We start from the raw sequence: 18865 nt of genomic DNA, 5'->3' as shown, positions 1-18865 counted from the left end.
GGAAATGGAATAATTCAATTATAGGGGTGGTGAGCAAATGGAAGGTGTTGATAAAGCGTTTATGGAAACTTTAGTCGCCACTATTGGAAAATTTGGATTTCCATTAGTATTAGCCGTTTACCTATTACTACGTTTTGAAAAGAAAATCGAGGTTCTAACCGATGCTATTTTAGCACTTAAAGAAGTGATCACACAAAGGAATCGAGATTAAAATGAAAAATAAGCACTTTAGAGTGCTTATTTTTTTAGCATAATTTGGTATTATATAGTTAATAAAATTCCACAAATGGATTGGAGGGTTCCGATGTTATTATTCGTGCCAACTGGTATAGGAATAGCCGTTGGGATTATTATTATTGCATTAACAATCGTTTTTAAGAGAATGTTTAACGTAACTGTCGCCAAAATCCCCTCTTTTTTAGGAGTTATAGCCGCAATCATTATTTTCTGCATGGGTTATGTTGAAGTTAGAGGATGGGAAGGAGCAGCATATCTTTATCTTGCATTTACGATTTTTGTTTTTTCAATTATTACTTTTTTCATCGCAACATTCAAAAGAACAAAATCGAGCAGGAATTCTCATTTCTAACTACATTCATTACACACACGCACAAAAAAATAACCTCACTTAATGAGGTTATTTTTTTTGTAAATATTAGCACGTACACGAATCCTTAATTGGGAAAACTGCTAGTAAAATTAAGTGAAGAGCAATCGGAGCATAAATCCAGTTTGCCTTTGCACAAGATAATAATTGACAGTCGCAACCACAGTCATCAGTTCCAAAATTTGCATAACAACGGTCGTGAGTACGGCAGCAAGTGTCATATGGGTTAACTGGTGTACCAGAACCGCATCCTTTTCCACACCAATTAGAAGATACGTCCCGATGTTTCTTCTTAAGCAGCGTGTCATTATATCAGCTCAAAAGGAACTAAAGAAAAAGACTGATATTAATTTTGAATTTGAGGAAATAAAAATAGGGAGAAGAGTTGAAAAGATCAAGTTTATAATATCTTCTTCTAGGAAAACTAAGGGTGCAGAGCAGTTATCTCTATTCGAAGAAAGTCTTAATAATGAATTTGTAGCAAGGGTAAAAAAGCTAGGTATGAAGTTGGGAGTCAATATCTCTAATGAAATTATTGAAAAATGGGGAGAACATGGACAGGATAATGTTATTTCTTTGCTTGAAAGAATCCAAAAGCGTAAAAATATTGATAATCCAATTGGGTACATAACAACAGTATTAAATTCTACACCTACTACTGATACTGAAAATTCAATGGATCTTGGGGATCAATCAATATTAACACATCTTGTAGCCATTTTTCGAAAGTCAAAAGAGCGACTTCCAAGCTGGTTTATAAAAGATAATGCTATTATGGAAATTCAGAATAAATTAGCATTAGATAATGCAGAAGCAACTATACAATTTGAAAAAATAAAGTCTGATTTATATGAAATACTGGAAATAGAGGAACCACAACAGGATTTAATGGATGATGATGAATTCATTAAAGAAAAAATGAAGTTGGAAGAGGAATTAAGGAATTTTAATAAAGTATAACATTTTTGGTTACTGCTTATTGAGTTGAAAGATAATCAAGAAAAAGGTGAAGCTGCATGCTTCACCTTTTTTATTGGTTTAAAAGAAATAAGGTGGTGCTTGTGAACAATGTGTTAGAGATTGAGGATAATATAATTCAAAGCAGCCGGCCGCGTCTCCTCTGACAACGGCCTTCAGAGCCTCGCCCTCTATTCGAAGAAGCCATTTTTGCATGCATATTCATCATGTAGCCATGCACGAAGCCAATCCAGGAAGCAAAGCTGTGCATCGCTACACTGAAGCAAAAGCAAGGAAGAAAACAACCTTTCTAGGAAGAAACGTTGTTTTCTTCCCTTTTTAATATTTGATTACGTTTATAAGAATATTTTGATATATCAATAATCACGCCCCTAAAATGATAACTTAAATATGCTCCTTAGTATTAAAATCGATTAATTTTTCTAATACTAAAGCTACCCTTTACTTGAAGATTATTTATTATTTTCTTCTAAATCATATATCCTCTTTTCAAGTTCTTTTATTTTGTTACTATTAGTCAACGCCGTTGTAAAAGCAATAAGTCCAAAAATAAATCCTGATGCTCCAAAAGTGAATCCTATAATTCCAAAAATCTCCACATAATCCCCCCTATTAAAAGTCTACGTTCTCTATGTTTATTTATTTTTCAACTGTCATGCCATAAATTTCAACAAAAAGGGTGCAATCTCCTACCGGAAGAAACGCTTAAGTACAAAACTTCACAAACCCTTTTTTTCGACCAACTAAAGGGTCAATTCTCCATTTTATTATCATAAAAATTTTAAGTGGCAAACAGTATGTAATCAATATTTTTAATCAATATTCAAGGGTAAATCACAGAGGATTTTTTCAAGCAATTTCAAAGAAGCCCAGCAAAGAAGCCGGCCGGGTCCCCTCCGACAACAGCCTCCACTCACGTTCCGGCACGGTCTCCATGTTTCCGCCTGTTCTTAAAGAAGGAGAATAGTTTTATATTTTGAGCTAAAGGGGAAGCATAGGGTTAATAAGGGAGAAATGGCTCATCATGATAATAGAGAAGGCTACTGAAATCTCACCAGCCTTCTTCATTAATATGTTTGCGATAAAATGAATTTGTCACTGTTTTTTAACACAACTCCACATACACATATCGGGTTACTTGATAACAGATCTGTTTTCACTTCATTGTTTCGATAGAGCTTATTGTAATTGTTTAGGTATATCATCTGTGTTTTTATGTAGGATTTCATTGAAAATATTATTTTGTGATTGGTTATTAGTATTTAATAGTTGCCCATTTTGAATGAACTTAATGAGGTTTTGAATATCCTCTTTTGTGGCAGGCTGTTTTTCTGGTTTTAAAGTAAATCCAAGTTGTCCGTTCGATTCTAATGTGGCGTATTGAACATCGCAAACACTAGAAATTCCTACTTGCCGTAATCGTTCCTCTAATTTATCAACGGTTAATCTAAGTTTTTTTAAATTACTCTCAATTAACGTCCCATTTTCAATAACTGGTACAGCCTTACCAGATATAACAGTTTCTGCATTGTCAAATTTTAATTGGATAAATTCGGTGATAATTAGTGAAACCACCAATATTCCAGCTATCCCAAAAGTGGTCCAAAGTCCCCGTCCAGAGACAGGTTGGATTAGCAATGTACCGATGGAAATCATCATAACCATTTGGGGAATAGTCATTTGAGAGATTGTTTTTCTTCCACCAATTCTTAAAATAATCGTTCCCACAATAAAAATAAGAATTGTTTGCCAAATTAAGGATAAATTCATTGTTAGTATTTCCTTTCTTTATTTATGCCTTATTATATTTTCAGTCCAGTTCACCATTTTATACAATTTATAAATGCATGATGTTAGGTGGATATGAGCACATTACCCTATTACTGAGGATGTCCATAATGGAGGAATACTCTTTTATATGTCAAATAACTTAGAAAATCTTAATATCGTCCGAAATTTAGAAGAAAAAACAACCAATTTAAGAATCAAATTTTGGCTTGAAAATGAACTATTCTCAATTGAATGGTGGTTTCTATTAATCGTAATATTAATCATACCCTGGATCATTTGGATGAAATTTCATGAAAAGTCAAGAACCTTTGAACTATTACTATTTGGAACATTAACGATGATCACTGCTGCTAATTTGGATTCAATTGGAGAGGATTTGGCTTTTTGGGGATACCCTGTTGAGCTTATTCCAGCCGGACACAATGCCTTTCCGTTTAATTTTGGTATAGTACCTGTTGCTTTTATGTTACTTCATCAATATTCATCGAATTGGAAATCCTTTAGTATAGGATTATTTATCCTAGCCGTATTATTTGCGTATGTGGGAGAACCATTTTCACAATATATAGGGGTTTATAAACTTTTTAAATGGAAATTCACTTACTCATTTTTTTATTACATTATTAATGGATTGTTGTTAAGACTTTTTGTTATTATAATAAAATACGAAACTTAAGATTTTTTCTTTCATTTTCACACGGTAGATGAAAAATAAATAGACTGAAAACTAATATAAAATAGGAATTTGTGGATTTAATTCAATTCGCCAATAAGAGAACATTCCTTTTCACATACTATAATAAAAAAGCCCAGGCTATTAATCCCGGACATTTCCATAGCCCTTGGGCTTTTCTAATTAAATCTTAAAGTGACGAATGATTGATCATCAACAAGGTGAAATACTTAGTAATGAGCAAATTGTCAGTCCTGAAGGAGGTCTGCTCCTCTTTCAATTTGTTCGTTAATAGCATTTAATACACAGCACAATTGTGCAAATACATTACCAACTGAATTATTTGCGTCTATTAAATCTTGGACAGTTGGTGGTGTTTCTGGATATTCAGGAAATGCATCTACTAAAGCGTTAATTTTGTCTGCTTCTGCATCAATTAATTCAGCAATTGCAAATTTTTCAGCTACAGCTCCTAAAATGACTAAAGCTCCTAGTACTCTCTGAATAACATCTCCGTCCCAGCCTTGTGCAGCATTCATAATTTGACTAAACTTTTCTTCCATTTATAATCTCTCCTCTATTTTTTTACTTTTTGTTGTCCGGATAATATTAAGATATGTATTTTTGCAAAAACAGCTTGGACATTTGCTAGATTCACAGTGAAAATATACTTTTATCCCTCGGAAATCTGCCATTTTTATAATAGGTTGAGTAATAGCCCTCACTGAGCATAGTGATTTATATAGAAATTGAGAGCTGGATCCTAAATGGACGTGTTGACTTCCGTTTTTTGCGTCTACCAATAAAAAACAGAACTTGAAACAATCTTTTTTGGAACAAGACTGTATTTGTCATGAAAATTTCATTTTTGACATTTAAGATGTAATTAATCAATCAGTTAAAGGTGGAATTTAAAATGATGGAAGCTATGGAACGAATGAATTTTATTTTTAAAGGTATCGGAATGGTAATTGTTGTAGGGCTAGTGATAGTATCAGGAAGCTTGCTTGGGTAAGGGGAATAATTAACGAAAAGGAAAAAAACTACATTTATGAATACCATGAATGTAGTTTTTTTCATTTCAAGATAATTTATAAAAGGAAGTCCCTGTTTTGTATAATAGAAAAAAGTAACAATGTTAGTTCCTGAAGATTTTAGACAGGCGTTATTATGTCATTTGACAGAATAAATGGTATAAATACGATCTTATCAACTGTTTCTTGATAAAAAGCCTTTGTAAAAACGTAATTTTGGTTTATTTTCTATTTCTGAGAAATATAAGCGAGGTCTTGATCGAAGCATACGATCCAATTGAAGCATAACCATAGAACCATCCCATAAATAGTCCAGCAACTAGATTATGGCGGTGGCTAATAAATATTGAAATTGATAAACCAACTATCAAAGCTACTGTAGGGACGAATTGTTTTGGTATTTTAAAAACAATCTTAATTAACTGCGTTAGTACCAAAATAACAGGAATAGCGATTACTGCATCCCAAAAATTTGTATGTATAGTTGGAAAACTCATTAAGAACACCACCCTAAAAAGTAGTATTTGGGTGAAAATAGAATTTATACAAGATAAATCAATAATACAAAAAAGGGTGAATTATTAGGATGCCTATTATGTGAATGGCATGTATAGTTAAAAAAGGAACAAAAATATTAATCGCGAATATCTAATGTAGAAAAATATTTGACTTTTGAAAGGAGTTAAATCCCATGCTAAAAGGTGTCGGAGGAATATTTTGGAGAACTAAAAATCTTGAAGTTGTAAAAAAGTGGTATAGTGAAGTATTACAGATAGAAATTGATAATTGGAATGGGACTATGATAAAACATGAATTGGGTACGGAGACGATCTTTTCATTCTTTACCGATGATGACAGTTATTTTCCAACAGATCAACAAGTGATGTTAAATTTTCAAGTACATAATATTGATGAGATGATTAAGCATCTCGAACATATGGGTGTATCTCTTGCTAAGAAAAAAGAGAGTAGTGAATTTGGAAAGTTTATTTGGATTGAGGATCCTGATGGTCGACTGATCGAGCTTTGGGAGAAAAACGAGTTGTAATTTATTTGTTATCTTAGTTAACGTGAGCTTTACTTCATAAAGGAGTATAGCCCCTTTTTTGATCTTACGAATCAAGAGTTGATTTTGAATATAGCTGTAGGCATCTAAAATGAATATTTCTGTGTTTACATAATAAGAGCATTTATAGGAGTGTTCTATACTTATTTTCTTTTTTTCTGGGCGGATAGGATATTTGAAGATGGCGATTCTAAAAGCTATTCTATTTGGCAAAAGTGAAGAAACCTTCTCTAATGGGGAGGTTTTTCGTCACTCGTATGAAGGTTTGCTATCAGTGTAATTTGTTCATAATGAGAATTATATTAAGGGTAAGATTAATTATTAATTCTATTTTCTATATAAAATTCTGACATTTTGAATTAAAGTGGATATAAAGGGATTATTAGTTTTCTAGTAACATAAGAATTTTTCTATGACCTTAGTGAATCGAGTGGTTTATAGGCTTTGTTTTGATAGCGTTGATAAAAACAACCTGGAATATGAAGGAGAATGGATTGACTCGATAAATATGATATTACTCAGAAATCATCGGTATAAAAGTCAGATTACCGATTGAGTATTGTCAAAATAGGCGGCATAGTTGTAGGGTACTAGAATTTCAAAGATTCACTACAAGTTATTGACCTTCTAAGCTGGTGCTTGGGCTATAATATGCCACAAAATAAATAGGAGGAGGAGGGGATACAATGAAAAAAAGACTCTTAAAAGTATTTGCCGTAATGATTCCAATCATGTTATTTTTTTCTTTTATCAACATGGAACACCATAGTGTGAAGGCTGCAACAGTCTACAAAACTATTACAATCAAAAAAGGTGTTACACTCTGGGAACTTTCACGACAGTACCACACGACTGTCTCAAGGTTAAAATCCATTAACCACTTGATATCCGACCGAATCTATGCCGGAGCAAAATTGAAAGTACCAGCAGCTCAATCCAATAAAACAGCTAAACAATATTTGGCAGAAGTAGAAAAGAGTAGAACATTAACGAAAAACGAAAAAATGTGGATTAAAAAGTCCAGGCTCATTGAATATGTGTTAGGAATGTACAAAGATAAGATGAAGATTACTGGGTACGAGGTTCAAAATTCAGGTTTGCACTCCGAAGACCCACCATATGTAATCTTAAAAATTAGAGAAAAAAGTACTGGACTAACCTATATGGTAACAAAGGAAATGATCGGCAAGGATGATATTGTTGTCGACTACTATATAAATAATAAGGTGAGTTATGAGGCTAGAAAGCTTCTTGAACCTTCATTAAAGGTTTTTAAGAAAAAACCCACCGAATTCTTCATAAGGGTTCAGGTGGATATGAAAACGATGGATCAATTAACGAAAAAGAAGCTAAAATGGAACTATAGCTCAGTCAGGAGTCACTCAAACACCCACCTATACTTCCTTCTTCCGGATACAAAAGAAAGCTATGGATATACTTTAACCTTCTTAAAAGAATTGAAAGCATCTCAGTCTAAGGTTAACATATCTAATATAAATTTTTATTATTATTCTGGGAAAAAACCGACACAGGGAAATGTCAAGGTAAAAGCAATCAGAATTCCTTTCTCACAACTAGGGAATGTAACTACAATGGAAAAATTGAAAGGAAGCCTGGAAAAAGATACGTTATATGAGTATATTGAAATGACAAGATCACTGGTAAAACAAAAAAGTTTGTATAAATAATATTGGCATTACTTTAATTTCTTATTGGATAATTCGTTACAATCAGAAAAAAATCTAAAGGTAGAAAAGATACACAAAATTGAGACCTTCGAATAAGAGGTCTTTTTTTTGACAAATTTGGCTGATTACTGACTCCAAATTCCATTTAAAGGGTTCTGGAAAAGAAATAATATTTGTTTTTGTTAAGAATAAATAACATTGACCTATCCGTTGTAGGAGCATTCAGCTTCCTAAAGGAATAAAAAGAATGACATGAATGAAGGTTTATTTTCATACTATATTTTTGGGGGTGGAAATATGGCAAGAGCAAGTTACCGAAATTCAGATATTGACCTAATGGCAAGGATGATGAGGGCTGAAGCTGAAGGTGAAGGAAGACTGGGAATGTTATATGTTGGAAATGTCATTGTAAACCGACTTGTTGCCAATTGTTTAGACTTTAAAGGCTTGAGAAGTGTTTCTCAAGTCATCTATCAAGTTCAAGGAGGAAATTATTCCTTTGAAGCCGTTCAAAAAGGGAATGTGTTTTATCAGGCAGCGAGAAATGTGGAAAGAAGATTAGCGAAGCAAAATTTGGATTATTGGAGACAGCACCCTGGAAAATATGCTCTTTGGTATTTTAACCCATATGGACCATGCCCTCCAACATGGTATGGTCAGCCGATAGCAGGTCAATTTAAAAATCATTGTTATTATGAGCCGAAAGCTGGAACATGTGATAGTGTTTATAGCGGTTAAGCTTACTCTTGAGGTAAGCTTTTTTATTATGTAAATGCAAAAAAATGGGAGTGATTATGGTCACTAAAATGTATCAAGCTCGATATAGTTTTTACCACCGGACTTACAAAGAGTGTACTTGATATTGGTGTAATGTTTACTACTGGAATTTAACTTGTAATAGAAGGGAGAAAAATTCAAATGTAAATGTTAATATTTGGTATAATAAAAGTCGAATTAGTTTGTAACAAGTGGTAAAACCTATAACCAAATGTGGAGAAATATTATACATGCTAAAAGCATTTTTATGGAGGGCTTAACAATAAAAGTAATTTTAGTACATGGATTTAATAAAAGTTCCAGAGATATGAGACATTTGGAGCGGTATTTAAATTCTCTGGGATATCATTGTTTTTTACCAGATTTACAACTTACCTATAAAGAGGTTGAACACGCAACCTATGATTTAGCGGGTTATTTAGAAGAAGTGGTTAAATTCAATTTAAAGGAAGATGAAAGAATACATTTGGTCGGTCACAGTACAGGTGGATTAGTTATTCGAAAGCTGCTTTCTGATACAAAGTATTCTCATCAAATTGGAAGATGTGTACTCATAGCCACACCAAATAAAGGTAGTAAATTGGCCGATATTGCTGGAAATGTTAGGTTTTATGTTGAAATCTTCAAGACCTTGAAATCACTAACCTTCGAATCTGTCAAACAGCTCAAGATAGCGAATGATATTGATATCGAAATGGCAGCCATTGCAGGTAATAAAAGTAATCTCTTGTTAGGAAAATTAATTCGGGATGAGAATGATGGCAGAGTGGAAGTTGAATCGGTATATTTCCCAAAATTAAAGGATTTTATGATATTGCCCTATGGACATAAGGAAATACACTATCAAGAAGAAACAGCAAGGTTGGTTGATGCTTTTTTAATGACTGGGAAATTCAAATGAAATACTCAACCCCTGGCAATGGCCAAGGGTTGAAATGGATTATATATATTCATCCGCCAAGCATTACGCACAGTTGGACCGTTCAAGATAATGATCGTTAACCTAACTTAATTATTCAGCTTTCACCAAAATTTTAAGATGATTTTTTTCTTTCAACAGGCTTTCGAACCCTCCTGAAATTACTTCATCAAGAGTAATTTGTTTGGTGACTAATTTGTCAGCAGGGAAATATCCTCTTGCCATTAGACTGATAACAGCAGGGAAGACATTGCGGTATCCGATGATTCCTGTTACAGAGCGTTCTTTTAACACAATGTTTTGAGGGTGAACAGATGCTTCTTTTTCAAAAATGCTGACAATCATCGTTTCACCGTTGAATTTAGTTGACTTAATGGCTTGAGTAAGAACAGGAGATACACCTGTTACTTCATAAGCGACATCTACTCCACCGCCAGAGAGGGCCAAAATTTGTTCCACAACATCACCATTGGTTGGGTCAACTCCTACAGCACCAAGTTCAACTGCTCTATCTCTCCGCTGCTCAGATAACTCAACTGCATAAATATCAGTAATTCCAGCAGCTTTTAACGCTTCAATGACCATTAATCCAATTGGGCCTGTTCCAAATACTGCTGCACTATCGCCAACTTTTATTTTGCTTTGTTTAATAGCATGTAATGCAACAGCAGCTGGTTCAACAAGAGCCCCTTGCTCAAAAGAGACAGTATCAGGTAGTTTATGTATCATATGCTCTGGAACAGAAGCGAATTCAGCAAAACCTCCTCCTCCTCCAGCAAGACCGTAAAATGACATTTTATCACAAAGATTATATTTTCCTTGTTTACAAGCTTCACATTCACCGCAAGAATAGATTGGCTCGACGCAAACTCGATCTCCGACTTGGAAGCGTGCTACTCCTTCACCAACCTCAACGACTTGCCCAGAGAATTCATGTCCAAGGACAACAGGTGCTTTCTCTCCTGATAAAGCATCTGGAGTTTCATATGGAATAAAGATTGGACCGGCTAAATATTCGTGTAAATCACTTCCACAAATACCACACCATTCGATTTTTAATTTTACCTGACCTTTCTTTGCAGAAGGCTCTTCGATATTTTCTAATCGTACATCCTTGGCATTATGCCATCTTAATGCTTTCACCTTAATCACTCCTGAGTATTAATCTTATGTACTTTCTCAGTGTATCACTCCAATATTTTCTATTTGTGAAGGGGAGATGAATAGTTTGTTTTAAAATTGTGAACTTTTTCACAATAACAGATTGTAAAGTTAAATAAATTTAATTGTATTGAAATAGTATTTTTATATTTAAAATTGAAAGAATAAGGTATGTTTAATGGATATACGTAATAGCAAACCATATTTAAATATAGGGTTTATTCCTAATGATTAAATATCTGTTCCTCAAATGAGTGGATGAAAATAGAACAGTTATTTTTATTATTCATTTTATGGCGTAATATTCCGACAGTTCCTTACTTGAAGGGGTTACCTTAGATCTCCTTAAAGACTAGAAGCAGGAATTAAGTTAATAATAAAGAATATACTCTTTAAGACAAATATTTAGGAGGCATTTAAATGGGTCTATTAGATGGTTTAATGGGAAATGTATCCGAGGTCGATATTTCTTCAGTTGAGAAAGAATTAGAGGTAATTATTACTGATAATGAAAGGGTAGAAAAGGCTTATAAACTTATTAGAGATTTAATTGTTTTTACCAATACTCGTTTAATTCTAATTGATAAACAGGGGGTCACGGGTAAAAAGGTTGAATATCATTCGATTCCATATAAGAGCATTACCCATTTTAGTGTAGAAACAGCAGGTACCTTTGATTTAGATGCAGAGTTGAAAATTTGGATTTCAAGCACCGCTAATCCAGTAGCTAAACAATTTAAAAAGGATAAGAGCATATATGATGTACAAAAATCACTAGCAACCTATGTTGCACGGTAATATATATTTAGAAGCAAAGGGGGACCGAAGCACGGGGACGGTTCTCTGCTTCTTTTGGAAGCAGAGAACCGTCCCCGTGCTTTCTTACTCATAAACCTTTTTAGGAATCTTTATAAAGGGATCTCCATTATCATATTGTTCAAAGAAGCCTTTGTAGTTTGTGAAATATAGGTAAATTCCGTCTTTAGTAAATATGAATTGTGTATTTTTATTTACTGGAACATCACTTAATTTAGTGACAGAGCTGGAATATGGTTTGTGTGTGCTTAGATATTTATATGCATAGTTTTGTACTTTTTTATAATTTTTAGAGGTTTTTAGAATATCATTGATTTTATATTGTTTTCCCGTAGCTAGGTTGAAATTGTACAAGGTTACACGGGACTTTCCACCTGAACCACCAGTGTAAGTGTATTCTGAATAATAAATACTTAATTTTCCATTTGAATTATACTTTACTTTATAAAGTGAATTAACAGAGTATTTACATTTCTTGGTAGCGGGATTTTTCCTGCAGGTCCCTTTTTTTAGGTCAGCTTTTTCTTTCTTCTTTACATTTAGGTAAGACTGGTATGTTTTTTCAGCAGCTGTTTTAAAAGTGGTGTTAATCTTCGTAGCAGCATTTTTATCAATTCCATAGACTTCAGGATATTTTATTAAAGAGTTGCCTTTGTATGAATGACTTTTGAATTTTGCGGTTTGGGAGCTTGTAGCATTTGCATCAGTATTTGGAGTCGAGGCAGTACAAGCAAAAACAAATACTAATAGAAAGGCTGAGACCATCCCTAATAATATTGGTACTTTTTTCATATTAAATCCTCCTAATCTTAAGGGAATTTTAATGAATCCTTACAGGTAAGGATCTATTCTGTTTCCCTTATTTTCTATGGCTATGATATCCTACCCCAGAAGAAGCCCTTCACATATATAGACGAAATATCTAAAAGGAAGTTACAAAATAAGGTTAATGGCAAACATTAAACATGGCATGAAGGTCATCATTATTGTGCTAAAATAAAGTTATGATTAATTTACAATGATGAGGGATTTCATGTATAGAATATTGTTAATTGAAGATGATGAAAAAATTAGACATATTGTCGGTGATACTCTGAAGAAGTGGCAGTATGATGTGGTAGAAGTGACGCAATTCGATGAGGTGCTAAAGGAATTTGAGCAGGCGGCTCCGCACCTTGTTCTATTAGATATTAATCTACCAGTTTTTGACGGCTACTACTGGTGTCAGAAGATACGATCCGTTTCAAAGGTACCGATTATTTTCCTATCCTCTAGAAATCAAAATATGGATATTATTATGGCAATTAATATGGGTGGGGATGATTTTATTCAGAAGCCTTTTGATTTGGACATTCTTGTTGCGAAAATTAGTGCGTTAATCCGAAGGAAATATACCTATCAGGAAGATGAGGTAAGCTTCAATCATAGGGGATTGAGGCTGAATGTCACCAATTCAACAATTGATTATCATGGGCAAAACATGGAACTAAGTCGGAATGAATTCATTCTTTTACAATTAATGATGAGGAATATTGGAAAAATCATTTCGCGTGAGGATTTAATGCAAGCATTATGGAATGAAGACCAATTTGTCGATGATAACACACTAACCGTTAACGTGAACCGGCTGCGTAGGAAAATCGCTACCCTCGGTTTAGAGGAGTTTATCGTCACACGGAAAGGAATGGGGTATTTAATCGAATGACCTTCTTTCGCTTTCTAACCTATGAAAAGCCTTTTATCTTTTTGTATCTAATCGGGTTCCTGATTTCAGCAGCGGTATTTTTCACTAATAGCAACGGAAACTGGGGGTGGGAGACATTCCTCTATGCCTTTGCCTTATCTTCGCTAGTGTTATTCGGATTTTTATTATTCCGTTATTGGAAACATGTACATGTGACACGACAAATGGAAAATGGTGAAGAATATGAGACCTTGTCCTTTGAAGGAGAATTTGCCAAAAACTACATCGATGACCTGAAACGTGAGCATATCCGTGAGATGAATTTGATTCAAGACAGGCAGAAGGAGCATTATGATTTTATCGTCTCCTGGTTCCATGAGATCAAAACACCGATTGCCGTTCTTCGATTATTACAGCAAACCGATATGGATCCAAATAGTTTAAGGGAAGAAATCACGAAGATTGAAAATTACGTCGATCAGGCTCTCTATTATGCCAAGCTCGATAGCTTTAACCAGGATTACGATATTCAAAAATGTGATGTTATCAAGATTTCAAAGGAGATTGTTAAGTCTCATTCGAAAACTTTTTTTTCTAAGAAAATCCGAATGAACATGCTTGCTAAACGGATGGAAGTTCAAAGTGATCCTAAATGGCTTCAGTTTATCATCAATCAGCTGCTCACGAATAGTTTAAAATACACAGATTCGGGTGGGGAGATCACTATATCAATATTTGAAACCCCACAAGAGAAGCAGCTCCTAATTAGGGACAATGGGATTGGCATCAGCCAAAAAGATCTACCACGAATATTTAATCGTGGTTTTACCGGTGAAACAGGACGTAGCTTTTCCAAGTCGACCGGAATGGGCTTATATTTAGCCCAGCAATTAAGTAACAAACTGGGGCATTTCATTACGTGCAATTCAAAAGTGGGAGAGTTCACCCAATTTATTATTCATTTTCCAGTGGATAGTGATCCATATTTAAAACTACAAAAGCCACACGATGAGTAAATATACTCACCGTGTGGCTTTTTCGTTGACAATTTTGTAATAAATCGAAGTTGATGATACATAAAAGATTAGATAAGTTAACACATACAATCCCATGACAGAAAAAATAATTGTCGTTAAGGAAGGTAGTTCTTTTATTAAAGCGATGACAGTGTAGTACAAGAGAAACCAACTATGAACCAACCCAATGATTAGTGGTGGCAGGAATACAAAAAGCAATTGTTTGCGTATAATTCTTTTTATTTCTTTATCGCCAACACCGATTTTTCGTAAAATTGCGAAGTGTTCACGTTCTTCTGTCGCCTCCCGTAGCTGTTTAAAGTAAATGACACTTCCTAAAGCAAACAAAGCAATGACTGCAAAAAATGCTACGGAGAATAATACCAAAGAGGACGACTCGGTATCCATAGAATACATATCTATAAAAGCTGAATAATAGGCTCCTTCTGTTTTCATAACGATATCATATATTTTTCTCGATACGTCATTAGATGTTTTCGGTTTTTCGACTTGATAAATTTCATAGGAAGAAAGGGGATGATCTCCTTTTAATTTTTTAAAAGCTTCGTCTGAAATAACAATCGCAGAAGGTTGAAGCTTTGTATCTCCACCAGGACTCGTTGGGATACTTAACAACGGGTATCGTATCTTTTCAATGACATGAAATGTACTGTCTTTGAAAACCGAAATTGTTGGTTGCTGACTTTTATATTTGATAGGTTCATCTATTCCTCTTGTTAAAACAATGGCTTCTTCCCCTTTTAAATTAACCTTCTTGCCAACCCCACGTAAATGGACAATGGCATTTAATTGTGATTCAGGGAAAAGGTAAAACTCCTCTGTGTAATATTCAGGATAACTAAAAAATGGTTTCCTATTTTGGATTTCTTCTGTTTGAATTCCTGTGACTGTCTCATGTCCAATGATTGGATGTGTGTCATTTATTATTTTTTCAATCTGTTTTTGTGTTTCAATATCCTGCGTTGAAAAGGCAAAATGGTTTGGAAATTCTTGTTCGACAACGTCAGCCTTTATAGCATAATCCACAGCAAGAAATCCAACTGTGAAGATGACAATCGCACTAATCAGAGAATTAAATGTAAAGTTAATTGCATTTCCTCGAATAGAAAATCGAAGGGAGGAAATCCATAACATTTTGTTTCCTTTATAGTAGCTTTTTCTTTGACTCATTTTTTGTAAAATCCAACCGGAAAACTGGCGGAAAAATAAGTACGTGCCAACGATCAATGCGATGGTTGTTGCAGTTAATGTTTCATTAAAATAATCCTTCCATATATCTGTTTCTCTTGCAATGATTATCGTGTAGTAGGAGGCAATAATCAACAGGATGGACAAAACAGCAAGTGGCATGGAGAATTTAAGGGGTTTGTCCATTTTTTCCCTTGCATGGAATAGTTCAACTAACTGTACACGACGAACGTTTATATAACTTTGAACGGTAATAATGCCAATCAATAAAGTAAATAGGAGAATGGTTGAGACAATTGCTTCAAGTGGAAAAGCAAAAGAAATGTCCTCATTGTAATGCATTAAATTCATTAATACCGCACCGAAAAATTTCGATAGTAGTCCGCCGATTATTATTCCGCCGGATACAGAAATGGCACTTAAGAATAACGTTTCAAAAAAGACCATTGCGGCAACTTGTCTTTCTTTCATTCCGTAGAGCAAGTACATGCCGAATTCCTTTTTTCGCTGCTTCATGAAAAAGGAGTTAGCGTACAAAATAAAGAACACAATAAACAAGAAAACAATAATAGAGGCAAGGAAAATAACCATTTTGTAGTTTTCTTTATTTTGAATTGCGGCGACGACATCCTCATTAAACATTAAGCCGGTAAAGGTAAAGAAGATGACGACCCCGACAAGCATGGAAATGAAATAGATAGTATATAAGCGGAAGTTCCTTTTCATATTCCTCCAGGATAAATCAATTAAATTCATTTCTTGTCACTCCCTATGGCACTTTGAATCGTTAGGATTCTATCAAAGAATTCCTTTTCCGATTGATCTCCTTTAAACATTTCAGTAACGATTTTCCCATCACGAAGGAAAATTACACGCTGGCAGTAGCTTGCTGCATATGGATCATGGGTAATAATTAGGATTGTTGTCGCAAATGTTTTATTAAGCAATTGAAGCTGTTCCAGCAGTTGGGTAGCAGACCTTGAATCAAGTGCACCAGTAGGTTCATCAGCAAAAACAATCGCCGGATTAGTGATGATCGCCCGCGCAGCAGCTGTGCGCTGCTTTTGGCCTCCGGAAATTTCTGATGGATATTGATCTAAGATTGATTCAATATTTAAAGCTTCTATCAATTTCGCTAATCGCTGCTCCATTTCATGGACAGGTGTTTTTTGTAACGAGAGTGGCAGTAGGATATTTTCTTTCACCGTTAAGGTGTCCAGTAAATTATAATCTTGAAAAATAAATCCCATACGTTTCTGACGGAATTCTCGTAAGTCTTTCTTTTTTAAGTCTAAAAGTGACTTTCCTTCAATCCAAACTTCCCCGGCGTTAAAGGTATCAATCGTAGAGAGTGTGTTCAATAATGTGGTTTTACCAGAGCCAGAAGGTCCCATAATCGCGGTGAATTCACCTTGCTCTATAGTCAAATCAATGTTTTTTAAGACTTGTGTTTTTCCGTAAGATTTCGATAAATTGTTTGTTTGAATAATTTTAGTCATTGTTTTAAACCTCCTTCACCACATACTATAACGACTATTAACCTTGTTAACCATCGATATAACAAAATCTAAAGTGACATTATTGTCATGTTCCATCCTCTTTTAAAATTTCCAATCAACCTTTTAATCCGAGTATTAAATATTTGATAAAAAATTGACCGAAGTCTAAAATGTTTACCAAAGGAAACTTTTAACCTCTTCAATTTCGGTTAAATTTTATTAAAGGGGATATATTTATGGTTGATTTTTTTCATCATTTTAATCCGATAACACAAGCATTCATAGCTACGTTATTTACTTGGGGAATGACAGCTTTTGGAGCTGCTCTTGTTTTTGCAACAAAAACAATCAATCAACGTTTATTGGATAGTATGTTAGGGTTTGCTGGAGGGGTCATGATTGCAGCCAGTTATTGGTCTTTATTAGGACCAGCCATTGAAATGTCAGAAGAAAACTCGATAGGTGCCTGGTTTCCGGCCGCATTAGGCTTTTTATTAGGAGGGTTTTTTTTATGGGGAATTGATAAAATACTACCCCATCAACATCCTAATTCCCCTGCTGGTGAAGCAGAAGGGTTTCATCCTAAAGGGAAAAAAAGAAGTACACTATTGGTGCTAGCCATCACGCTTCATAATATTCCAGAAGGGTTAGCTGTTGGGATTGCTTTCGGTGCACTTGCTAATGGGGGAACAGAAGCGTCTTTGGCTGGCGCTTTAACTTTAGCTTTAGGGATAGGGATTCAAAACTTCCCAGAGGGAGTTGCCGTTTCCATGCCATTAAGGGGAGAAGGAATGTCTCGCAGAAGGAGCTTCTTCTACGGGCAATTTTCGGGAATGGTGGAACCAATTGCTGCAATTATTGGTGCCATCGCTGTAGCATTTATTGAACCATTATTACCATACGCATTGAGCTTTGCTGCTGGCGCAATGATATTTGTCGTCGCCGAGGAAGTAATACCAAGCTCACAAGAAAAAGGCAATAATGACCTAGCTTCCATGAGTCTAATGGTTGGTTTTGTATTAATGATGATTCTAGATGTGGCATTAGGCTAACGGAAGCGGGGGACGGTTCCTTGCTTCCTCTTATGAGGAAGCAGAGAACCGTCCCCATGCTTCTTATGCGTTCAAATCTCTTTTATTGAAAAAGATAAAGGTGATAATGCAAAAGAGCACAACCATCACACCCGACAGTATAATATAGACCATTTCCAGTCCATCTCCGAACATGACCTCTTTTGCCTCAAAATATTTAAATGGAGTGAAATATTTCAACCCTTCAAGCTTTTCGTTTAAATCAATGGCTATTGATAATATATATGTGAGCAATAAGATTCCGGAACCTAATGATGCTGCTGATTTCGGCTTCTTTTTCACAGCAGCTATCGCACTGCCGATTGATAAGAACAATAACTGCAATATGAACATTCCGACCATTGTGAGAATAACGTCACCATTTACTTCTTCACCGTGTGTATTGTATTTTCCCATGACTGCAATCAATGATATGAGCGATACTAGATTGAAAATCACAACATTTGTAAAGGCAGCCATTAGCTTTGCAGTAATGACCTTTGACCTGGAGACTGGCTTAACGAATAAAAACTCATCCGTCTTATCTCTCTCTTCTTTTGCAATAATTCCCGCGCCCAGCATAACGGCATGGACTAAAGCCATTAGTAAAATATAAATAAACAAAATAGAATAATAACCTGCAAGGGTAGATAAATCCACATCTGAGAAGCCCAGTACTGCCCTCATAGATTTAGGCATCCCTGACACCAATTCATTAATCGATTGGCCGGATGAAGAATAGGCCTCATATTTCGTCATCCCGGAGATCGCCATAAATACGATGGCCACACTCCAAATGATGATCGATTTTCTATAAGACTTCAATTCTTTCAAATATATATTCATCTTCAAAAACACCTCCAGTTTGCCTTAAGCT

23 protein-coding genes are annotated in these 18865 nt (G+C 34.8%); 13 read left to right on the top strand and 10 right to left on the bottom strand.

Translation table 11 applies throughout. The features are described from left to right. Nucleotides 1-37 precede the first annotated feature (37 nt). Nucleotides 38-211 carry a YvrJ family protein gene (locus tag BQ6100_RS09190; protein ID WP_075981379.1) on the top strand — a complete coding sequence of 58 codons (174 nt, stop codon included), beginning with the start codon at nt 38-40 and terminating at the stop codon, nt 209-211. Between the two features lie 93 nt (nt 212-304). Then, nucleotides 305-589: a YesK family protein gene (locus tag BQ6100_RS09185; RefSeq protein WP_235816510.1), complete on the top strand. Its 285-nt coding sequence runs from the start codon at nt 305-307 to the stop codon at nt 587-589. 110 nt (nt 590-699) lie between these two features. Here the strand turns inward: BQ6100_RS09185 and BQ6100_RS21115 are convergent, their stop codons facing one another. Then, nucleotides 700-915, bottom strand: coding sequence for a hypothetical protein (locus BQ6100_RS21115; RefSeq protein WP_141770145.1), 216 nt, complete (start codon nt 913-915; stop codon nt 700-702). On the opposite strand from BQ6100_RS21115, the gene BQ6100_RS09180 reads away from it, so the two are divergent. Together BQ6100_RS09180 and BQ6100_RS21840 are read left to right on the top strand one after the other, a co-directional pair. Beyond that, nucleotides 890-1567, top strand: a complete 678-nt coding sequence (locus BQ6100_RS09180; RefSeq protein ID WP_075981378.1) for a replication initiation protein — start codon at nt 890-892, stop codon at nt 1565-1567. The two genes, BQ6100_RS21115 and BQ6100_RS09180, sit on opposite strands and share 26 nt — an antisense overlap. A gap of 211 nt (nt 1568-1778) precedes the next feature. Continuing rightward, on the top strand, nt 1779-1907 hold the full coding sequence (locus BQ6100_RS21840; RefSeq protein ID WP_261798576.1) for a hypothetical protein: 129 nt from the start codon (nt 1779-1781) through the stop codon (nt 1905-1907). 130 nt (nt 1908-2037) lie between these two features. Here the strand turns inward: BQ6100_RS21840 and BQ6100_RS21445 are convergent, their stop codons facing one another. After that, entirely contained in the window at nt 2038-2184 is a 147-nt protein-coding gene (locus BQ6100_RS21445) for a hypothetical protein (RefSeq protein ID WP_173719823.1), read from the bottom strand. Nucleotides 2185-2764: 580 nt separating this feature from the next. After that, the gene (locus BQ6100_RS09175) at nt 2765-3355 is read right to left on the bottom strand and encodes a DUF421 domain-containing protein (protein ID WP_075981377.1); all 591 of its coding nucleotides are present in this window, start codon (nt 3353-3355) and stop codon (nt 2765-2767) included. A gap of 148 nt (nt 3356-3503) precedes the next feature. Between BQ6100_RS09175 and BQ6100_RS09170 the strand changes: the two genes are divergently transcribed. Further along, nucleotides 3504-4052, top strand: a complete 549-nt coding sequence (locus tag BQ6100_RS09170; protein WP_075981376.1) for a CBO0543 family protein — start codon at nt 3504-3506, stop codon at nt 4050-4052. A gap of 245 nt (nt 4053-4297) precedes the next feature. Here the strand turns inward: BQ6100_RS09170 and BQ6100_RS09165 are convergent, their stop codons facing one another. Further along, nucleotides 4298-4612, bottom strand: a complete 315-nt coding sequence (locus BQ6100_RS09165) for a hypothetical protein (protein WP_075981375.1) — start codon at nt 4610-4612, stop codon at nt 4298-4300. A gap of 692 nt (nt 4613-5304) precedes the next feature. Further along, complete coding sequence (locus BQ6100_RS09160) at nt 5305-5580, bottom strand: hypothetical protein (protein ID WP_075981374.1); 276 nt, start codon at nt 5578-5580, stop codon at nt 5305-5307. Nucleotides 5581-5774: 194 nt separating this feature from the next. Between BQ6100_RS09160 and BQ6100_RS09155 the strand changes: the two genes are divergently transcribed. From BQ6100_RS09155 to BQ6100_RS09140, 4 genes are all read left to right on the top strand, one after another. Further along, nucleotides 5775-6131, top strand: coding sequence for a VOC family protein (locus BQ6100_RS09155; protein WP_075981373.1), 357 nt, complete (start codon nt 5775-5777; stop codon nt 6129-6131). A 704-nt stretch (nt 6132-6835) separates the two neighbouring features. Further along, nucleotides 6836-7837 carry a LysM peptidoglycan-binding domain-containing protein gene (locus BQ6100_RS21915; protein ID WP_075981372.1) on the top strand — a complete coding sequence of 334 codons (1002 nt, stop codon included), beginning with the start codon at nt 6836-6838 and terminating at the stop codon, nt 7835-7837. A gap of 297 nt (nt 7838-8134) precedes the next feature. Beyond that, complete coding sequence (locus BQ6100_RS09145; protein WP_075983499.1) at nt 8135-8575, top strand: cell wall hydrolase; 441 nt, start codon at nt 8135-8137, stop codon at nt 8573-8575. 286 nt (nt 8576-8861) lie between these two features. Continuing rightward, nucleotides 8862-9515 (top strand): alpha/beta hydrolase family protein, encoded by a 654-nt coding sequence (locus BQ6100_RS09140; RefSeq protein ID WP_075981371.1) that lies wholly within the window; start codon nt 8862-8864, stop codon nt 9513-9515. Between the two features lie 111 nt (nt 9516-9626). On the opposite strand, the gene BQ6100_RS09135 is transcribed toward BQ6100_RS09140, so the two are convergent. Beyond that, entirely contained in the window at nt 9627-10676 is a 1050-nt protein-coding gene (locus tag BQ6100_RS09135; protein ID WP_075981370.1) for a 2,3-butanediol dehydrogenase, read from the bottom strand. 438 nt (nt 10677-11114) lie between these two features. Here BQ6100_RS09135 and BQ6100_RS09130 point away from each other — a divergent pair, with 438 nt between their 5' ends. After that, on the top strand, nt 11115-11492 hold the full coding sequence (locus BQ6100_RS09130) for a PH domain-containing protein (RefSeq protein ID WP_075981369.1): 378 nt from the start codon (nt 11115-11117) through the stop codon (nt 11490-11492). An 84-nt stretch (nt 11493-11576) separates the two neighbouring features. Here the strand turns inward: BQ6100_RS09130 and BQ6100_RS09125 are convergent, their stop codons facing one another. Then, the gene (locus tag BQ6100_RS09125) at nt 11577-12302 is read right to left on the bottom strand and encodes a PdaC/SigV domain-containing protein (protein WP_075981368.1); all 726 of its coding nucleotides are present in this window, start codon (nt 12300-12302) and stop codon (nt 11577-11579) included. 241 nt (nt 12303-12543) lie between these two features. On the opposite strand from BQ6100_RS09125, the gene BQ6100_RS09120 reads away from it, so the two are divergent. Beyond that, nucleotides 12544-13215: a response regulator transcription factor gene (locus tag BQ6100_RS09120; protein ID WP_075981367.1), complete on the top strand. Its 672-nt coding sequence runs from the start codon at nt 12544-12546 to the stop codon at nt 13213-13215. Further along, nucleotides 13212-14210, top strand: a complete 999-nt coding sequence (locus BQ6100_RS09115; protein ID WP_075981366.1) for a sensor histidine kinase — start codon at nt 13212-13214, stop codon at nt 14208-14210. The genes BQ6100_RS09120 and BQ6100_RS09115 overlap by 4 nt, the downstream gene beginning before the upstream one ends. Before the next feature lie 6 nt (nt 14211-14216). Here the strand turns inward: BQ6100_RS09115 and BQ6100_RS09110 are convergent, their stop codons facing one another. Next, nucleotides 14217-16175, bottom strand: coding sequence for an ABC transporter permease (locus tag BQ6100_RS09110; RefSeq protein WP_075981365.1), 1959 nt, complete (start codon nt 16173-16175; stop codon nt 14217-14219). Continuing rightward, nucleotides 16172-16918, bottom strand: coding sequence for an ABC transporter ATP-binding protein (locus tag BQ6100_RS09105; protein ID WP_075981364.1), 747 nt, complete (start codon nt 16916-16918; stop codon nt 16172-16174). Before BQ6100_RS09105 ends, BQ6100_RS09110 begins: the two co-directional genes overlap by 4 nt. Nucleotides 16919-17154: 236 nt before the next feature. On the opposite strand from BQ6100_RS09105, the gene BQ6100_RS09100 reads away from it, so the two are divergent. Next, the gene (locus BQ6100_RS09100; protein WP_075981363.1) at nt 17155-17970 is read left to right on the top strand and encodes a ZIP family metal transporter; all 816 of its coding nucleotides are present in this window, start codon (nt 17155-17157) and stop codon (nt 17968-17970) included. Between the two features lie 63 nt (nt 17971-18033). Here the strand turns inward: BQ6100_RS09100 and BQ6100_RS09095 are convergent, their stop codons facing one another. Next, the gene (locus tag BQ6100_RS09095; protein ID WP_075981362.1) at nt 18034-18834 is read right to left on the bottom strand and encodes an ABC transporter permease subunit; all 801 of its coding nucleotides are present in this window, start codon (nt 18832-18834) and stop codon (nt 18034-18036) included. Between the last annotated feature and the right edge of the window lie 31 nt (nt 18835-18865).

It is taken from the genome of Bacillus massilinigeriensis, assembly GCF_900117315.1.
In the GTDB taxonomy this organism is placed as follows: Bacteria; Bacillota; Bacilli; order Bacillales; family Cytobacillaceae; genus Bacillus_BE; species Bacillus_BE massilionigeriensis.
Note: the sequence above shows the minus strand (reverse complement) of the source record. Positions and strands in the feature narration are given on the sequence as shown.

Bases quoted from the DNA above. Each gene is read 5' to 3' on its own strand.
- BQ6100_RS09190 (WP_075981379.1), top strand. From the start codon at position 38: ATGGAAGGTGTTGATAAAGCGTTTATGGAAACTTTAGTCGCCACTATT.
- BQ6100_RS09185 (WP_235816510.1), top strand. From the start codon at position 305: ATGTTATTATTCGTGCCAACTGGTATAGGAATAGCCGTTGGGATTATT.
- BQ6100_RS09180 (WP_075981378.1), top strand. From the start codon at position 890: ATGTTTCTTCTTAAGCAGCGTGTCATTATATCAGCTCAAAAGGAACTA.
- BQ6100_RS21115 (WP_141770145.1), bottom strand. From the start codon at position 915: ATGACACGCTGCTTAAGAAGAAACATCGGGACGTATCTTCTAATTGGT.
- BQ6100_RS21840 (WP_261798576.1), top strand. From the start codon at position 1,779: ATGCATATTCATCATGTAGCCATGCACGAAGCCAATCCAGGAAGCAAA.
- BQ6100_RS09175 (WP_075981377.1), bottom strand. From the start codon at position 3,355: ATGAATTTATCCTTAATTTGGCAAACAATTCTTATTTTTATTGTGGGA.
- BQ6100_RS09170 (WP_075981376.1), top strand. From the start codon at position 3,504: ATGTCAAATAACTTAGAAAATCTTAATATCGTCCGAAATTTAGAAGAA.
- BQ6100_RS09165 (WP_075981375.1), bottom strand. From the start codon at position 4,612: ATGGAAGAAAAGTTTAGTCAAATTATGAATGCTGCACAAGGCTGGGAC.
- BQ6100_RS09160 (WP_075981374.1), bottom strand. From the start codon at position 5,580: ATGAGTTTTCCAACTATACATACAAATTTTTGGGATGCAGTAATCGCT.
- BQ6100_RS09155 (WP_075981373.1), top strand. From the start codon at position 5,775: ATGCTAAAAGGTGTCGGAGGAATATTTTGGAGAACTAAAAATCTTGAA.
- BQ6100_RS21915 (WP_075981372.1), top strand. From the start codon at position 6,836: ATGAAAAAAAGACTCTTAAAAGTATTTGCCGTAATGATTCCAATCATG.
- BQ6100_RS09145 (WP_075983499.1), top strand. From the start codon at position 8,135: ATGGCAAGAGCAAGTTACCGAAATTCAGATATTGACCTAATGGCAAGG.
- BQ6100_RS09140 (WP_075981371.1), top strand. From the start codon at position 8,862: ATGGAGGGCTTAACAATAAAAGTAATTTTAGTACATGGATTTAATAAA.
- BQ6100_RS09130 (WP_075981369.1), top strand. From the start codon at position 11,115: ATGGGTCTATTAGATGGTTTAATGGGAAATGTATCCGAGGTCGATATT.
- BQ6100_RS09125 (WP_075981368.1), bottom strand. From the start codon at position 12,302: ATGAAAAAAGTACCAATATTATTAGGGATGGTCTCAGCCTTTCTATTA.
- BQ6100_RS09120 (WP_075981367.1), top strand. From the start codon at position 12,544: ATGTATAGAATATTGTTAATTGAAGATGATGAAAAAATTAGACATATT.
- BQ6100_RS09115 (WP_075981366.1), top strand. From the start codon at position 13,212: ATGACCTTCTTTCGCTTTCTAACCTATGAAAAGCCTTTTATCTTTTTG.
- BQ6100_RS09110 (WP_075981365.1), bottom strand. From the start codon at position 16,175: ATGAATTTAATTGATTTATCCTGGAGGAATATGAAAAGGAACTTCCGC.
- BQ6100_RS09105 (WP_075981364.1), bottom strand. From the start codon at position 16,918: ATGACTAAAATTATTCAAACAAACAATTTATCGAAATCTTACGGAAAA.
- BQ6100_RS09100 (WP_075981363.1), top strand. From the start codon at position 17,155: ATGGTTGATTTTTTTCATCATTTTAATCCGATAACACAAGCATTCATA.
- BQ6100_RS09095 (WP_075981362.1), bottom strand. From the start codon at position 18,834: ATGAATATATATTTGAAAGAATTGAAGTCTTATAGAAAATCGATCATC.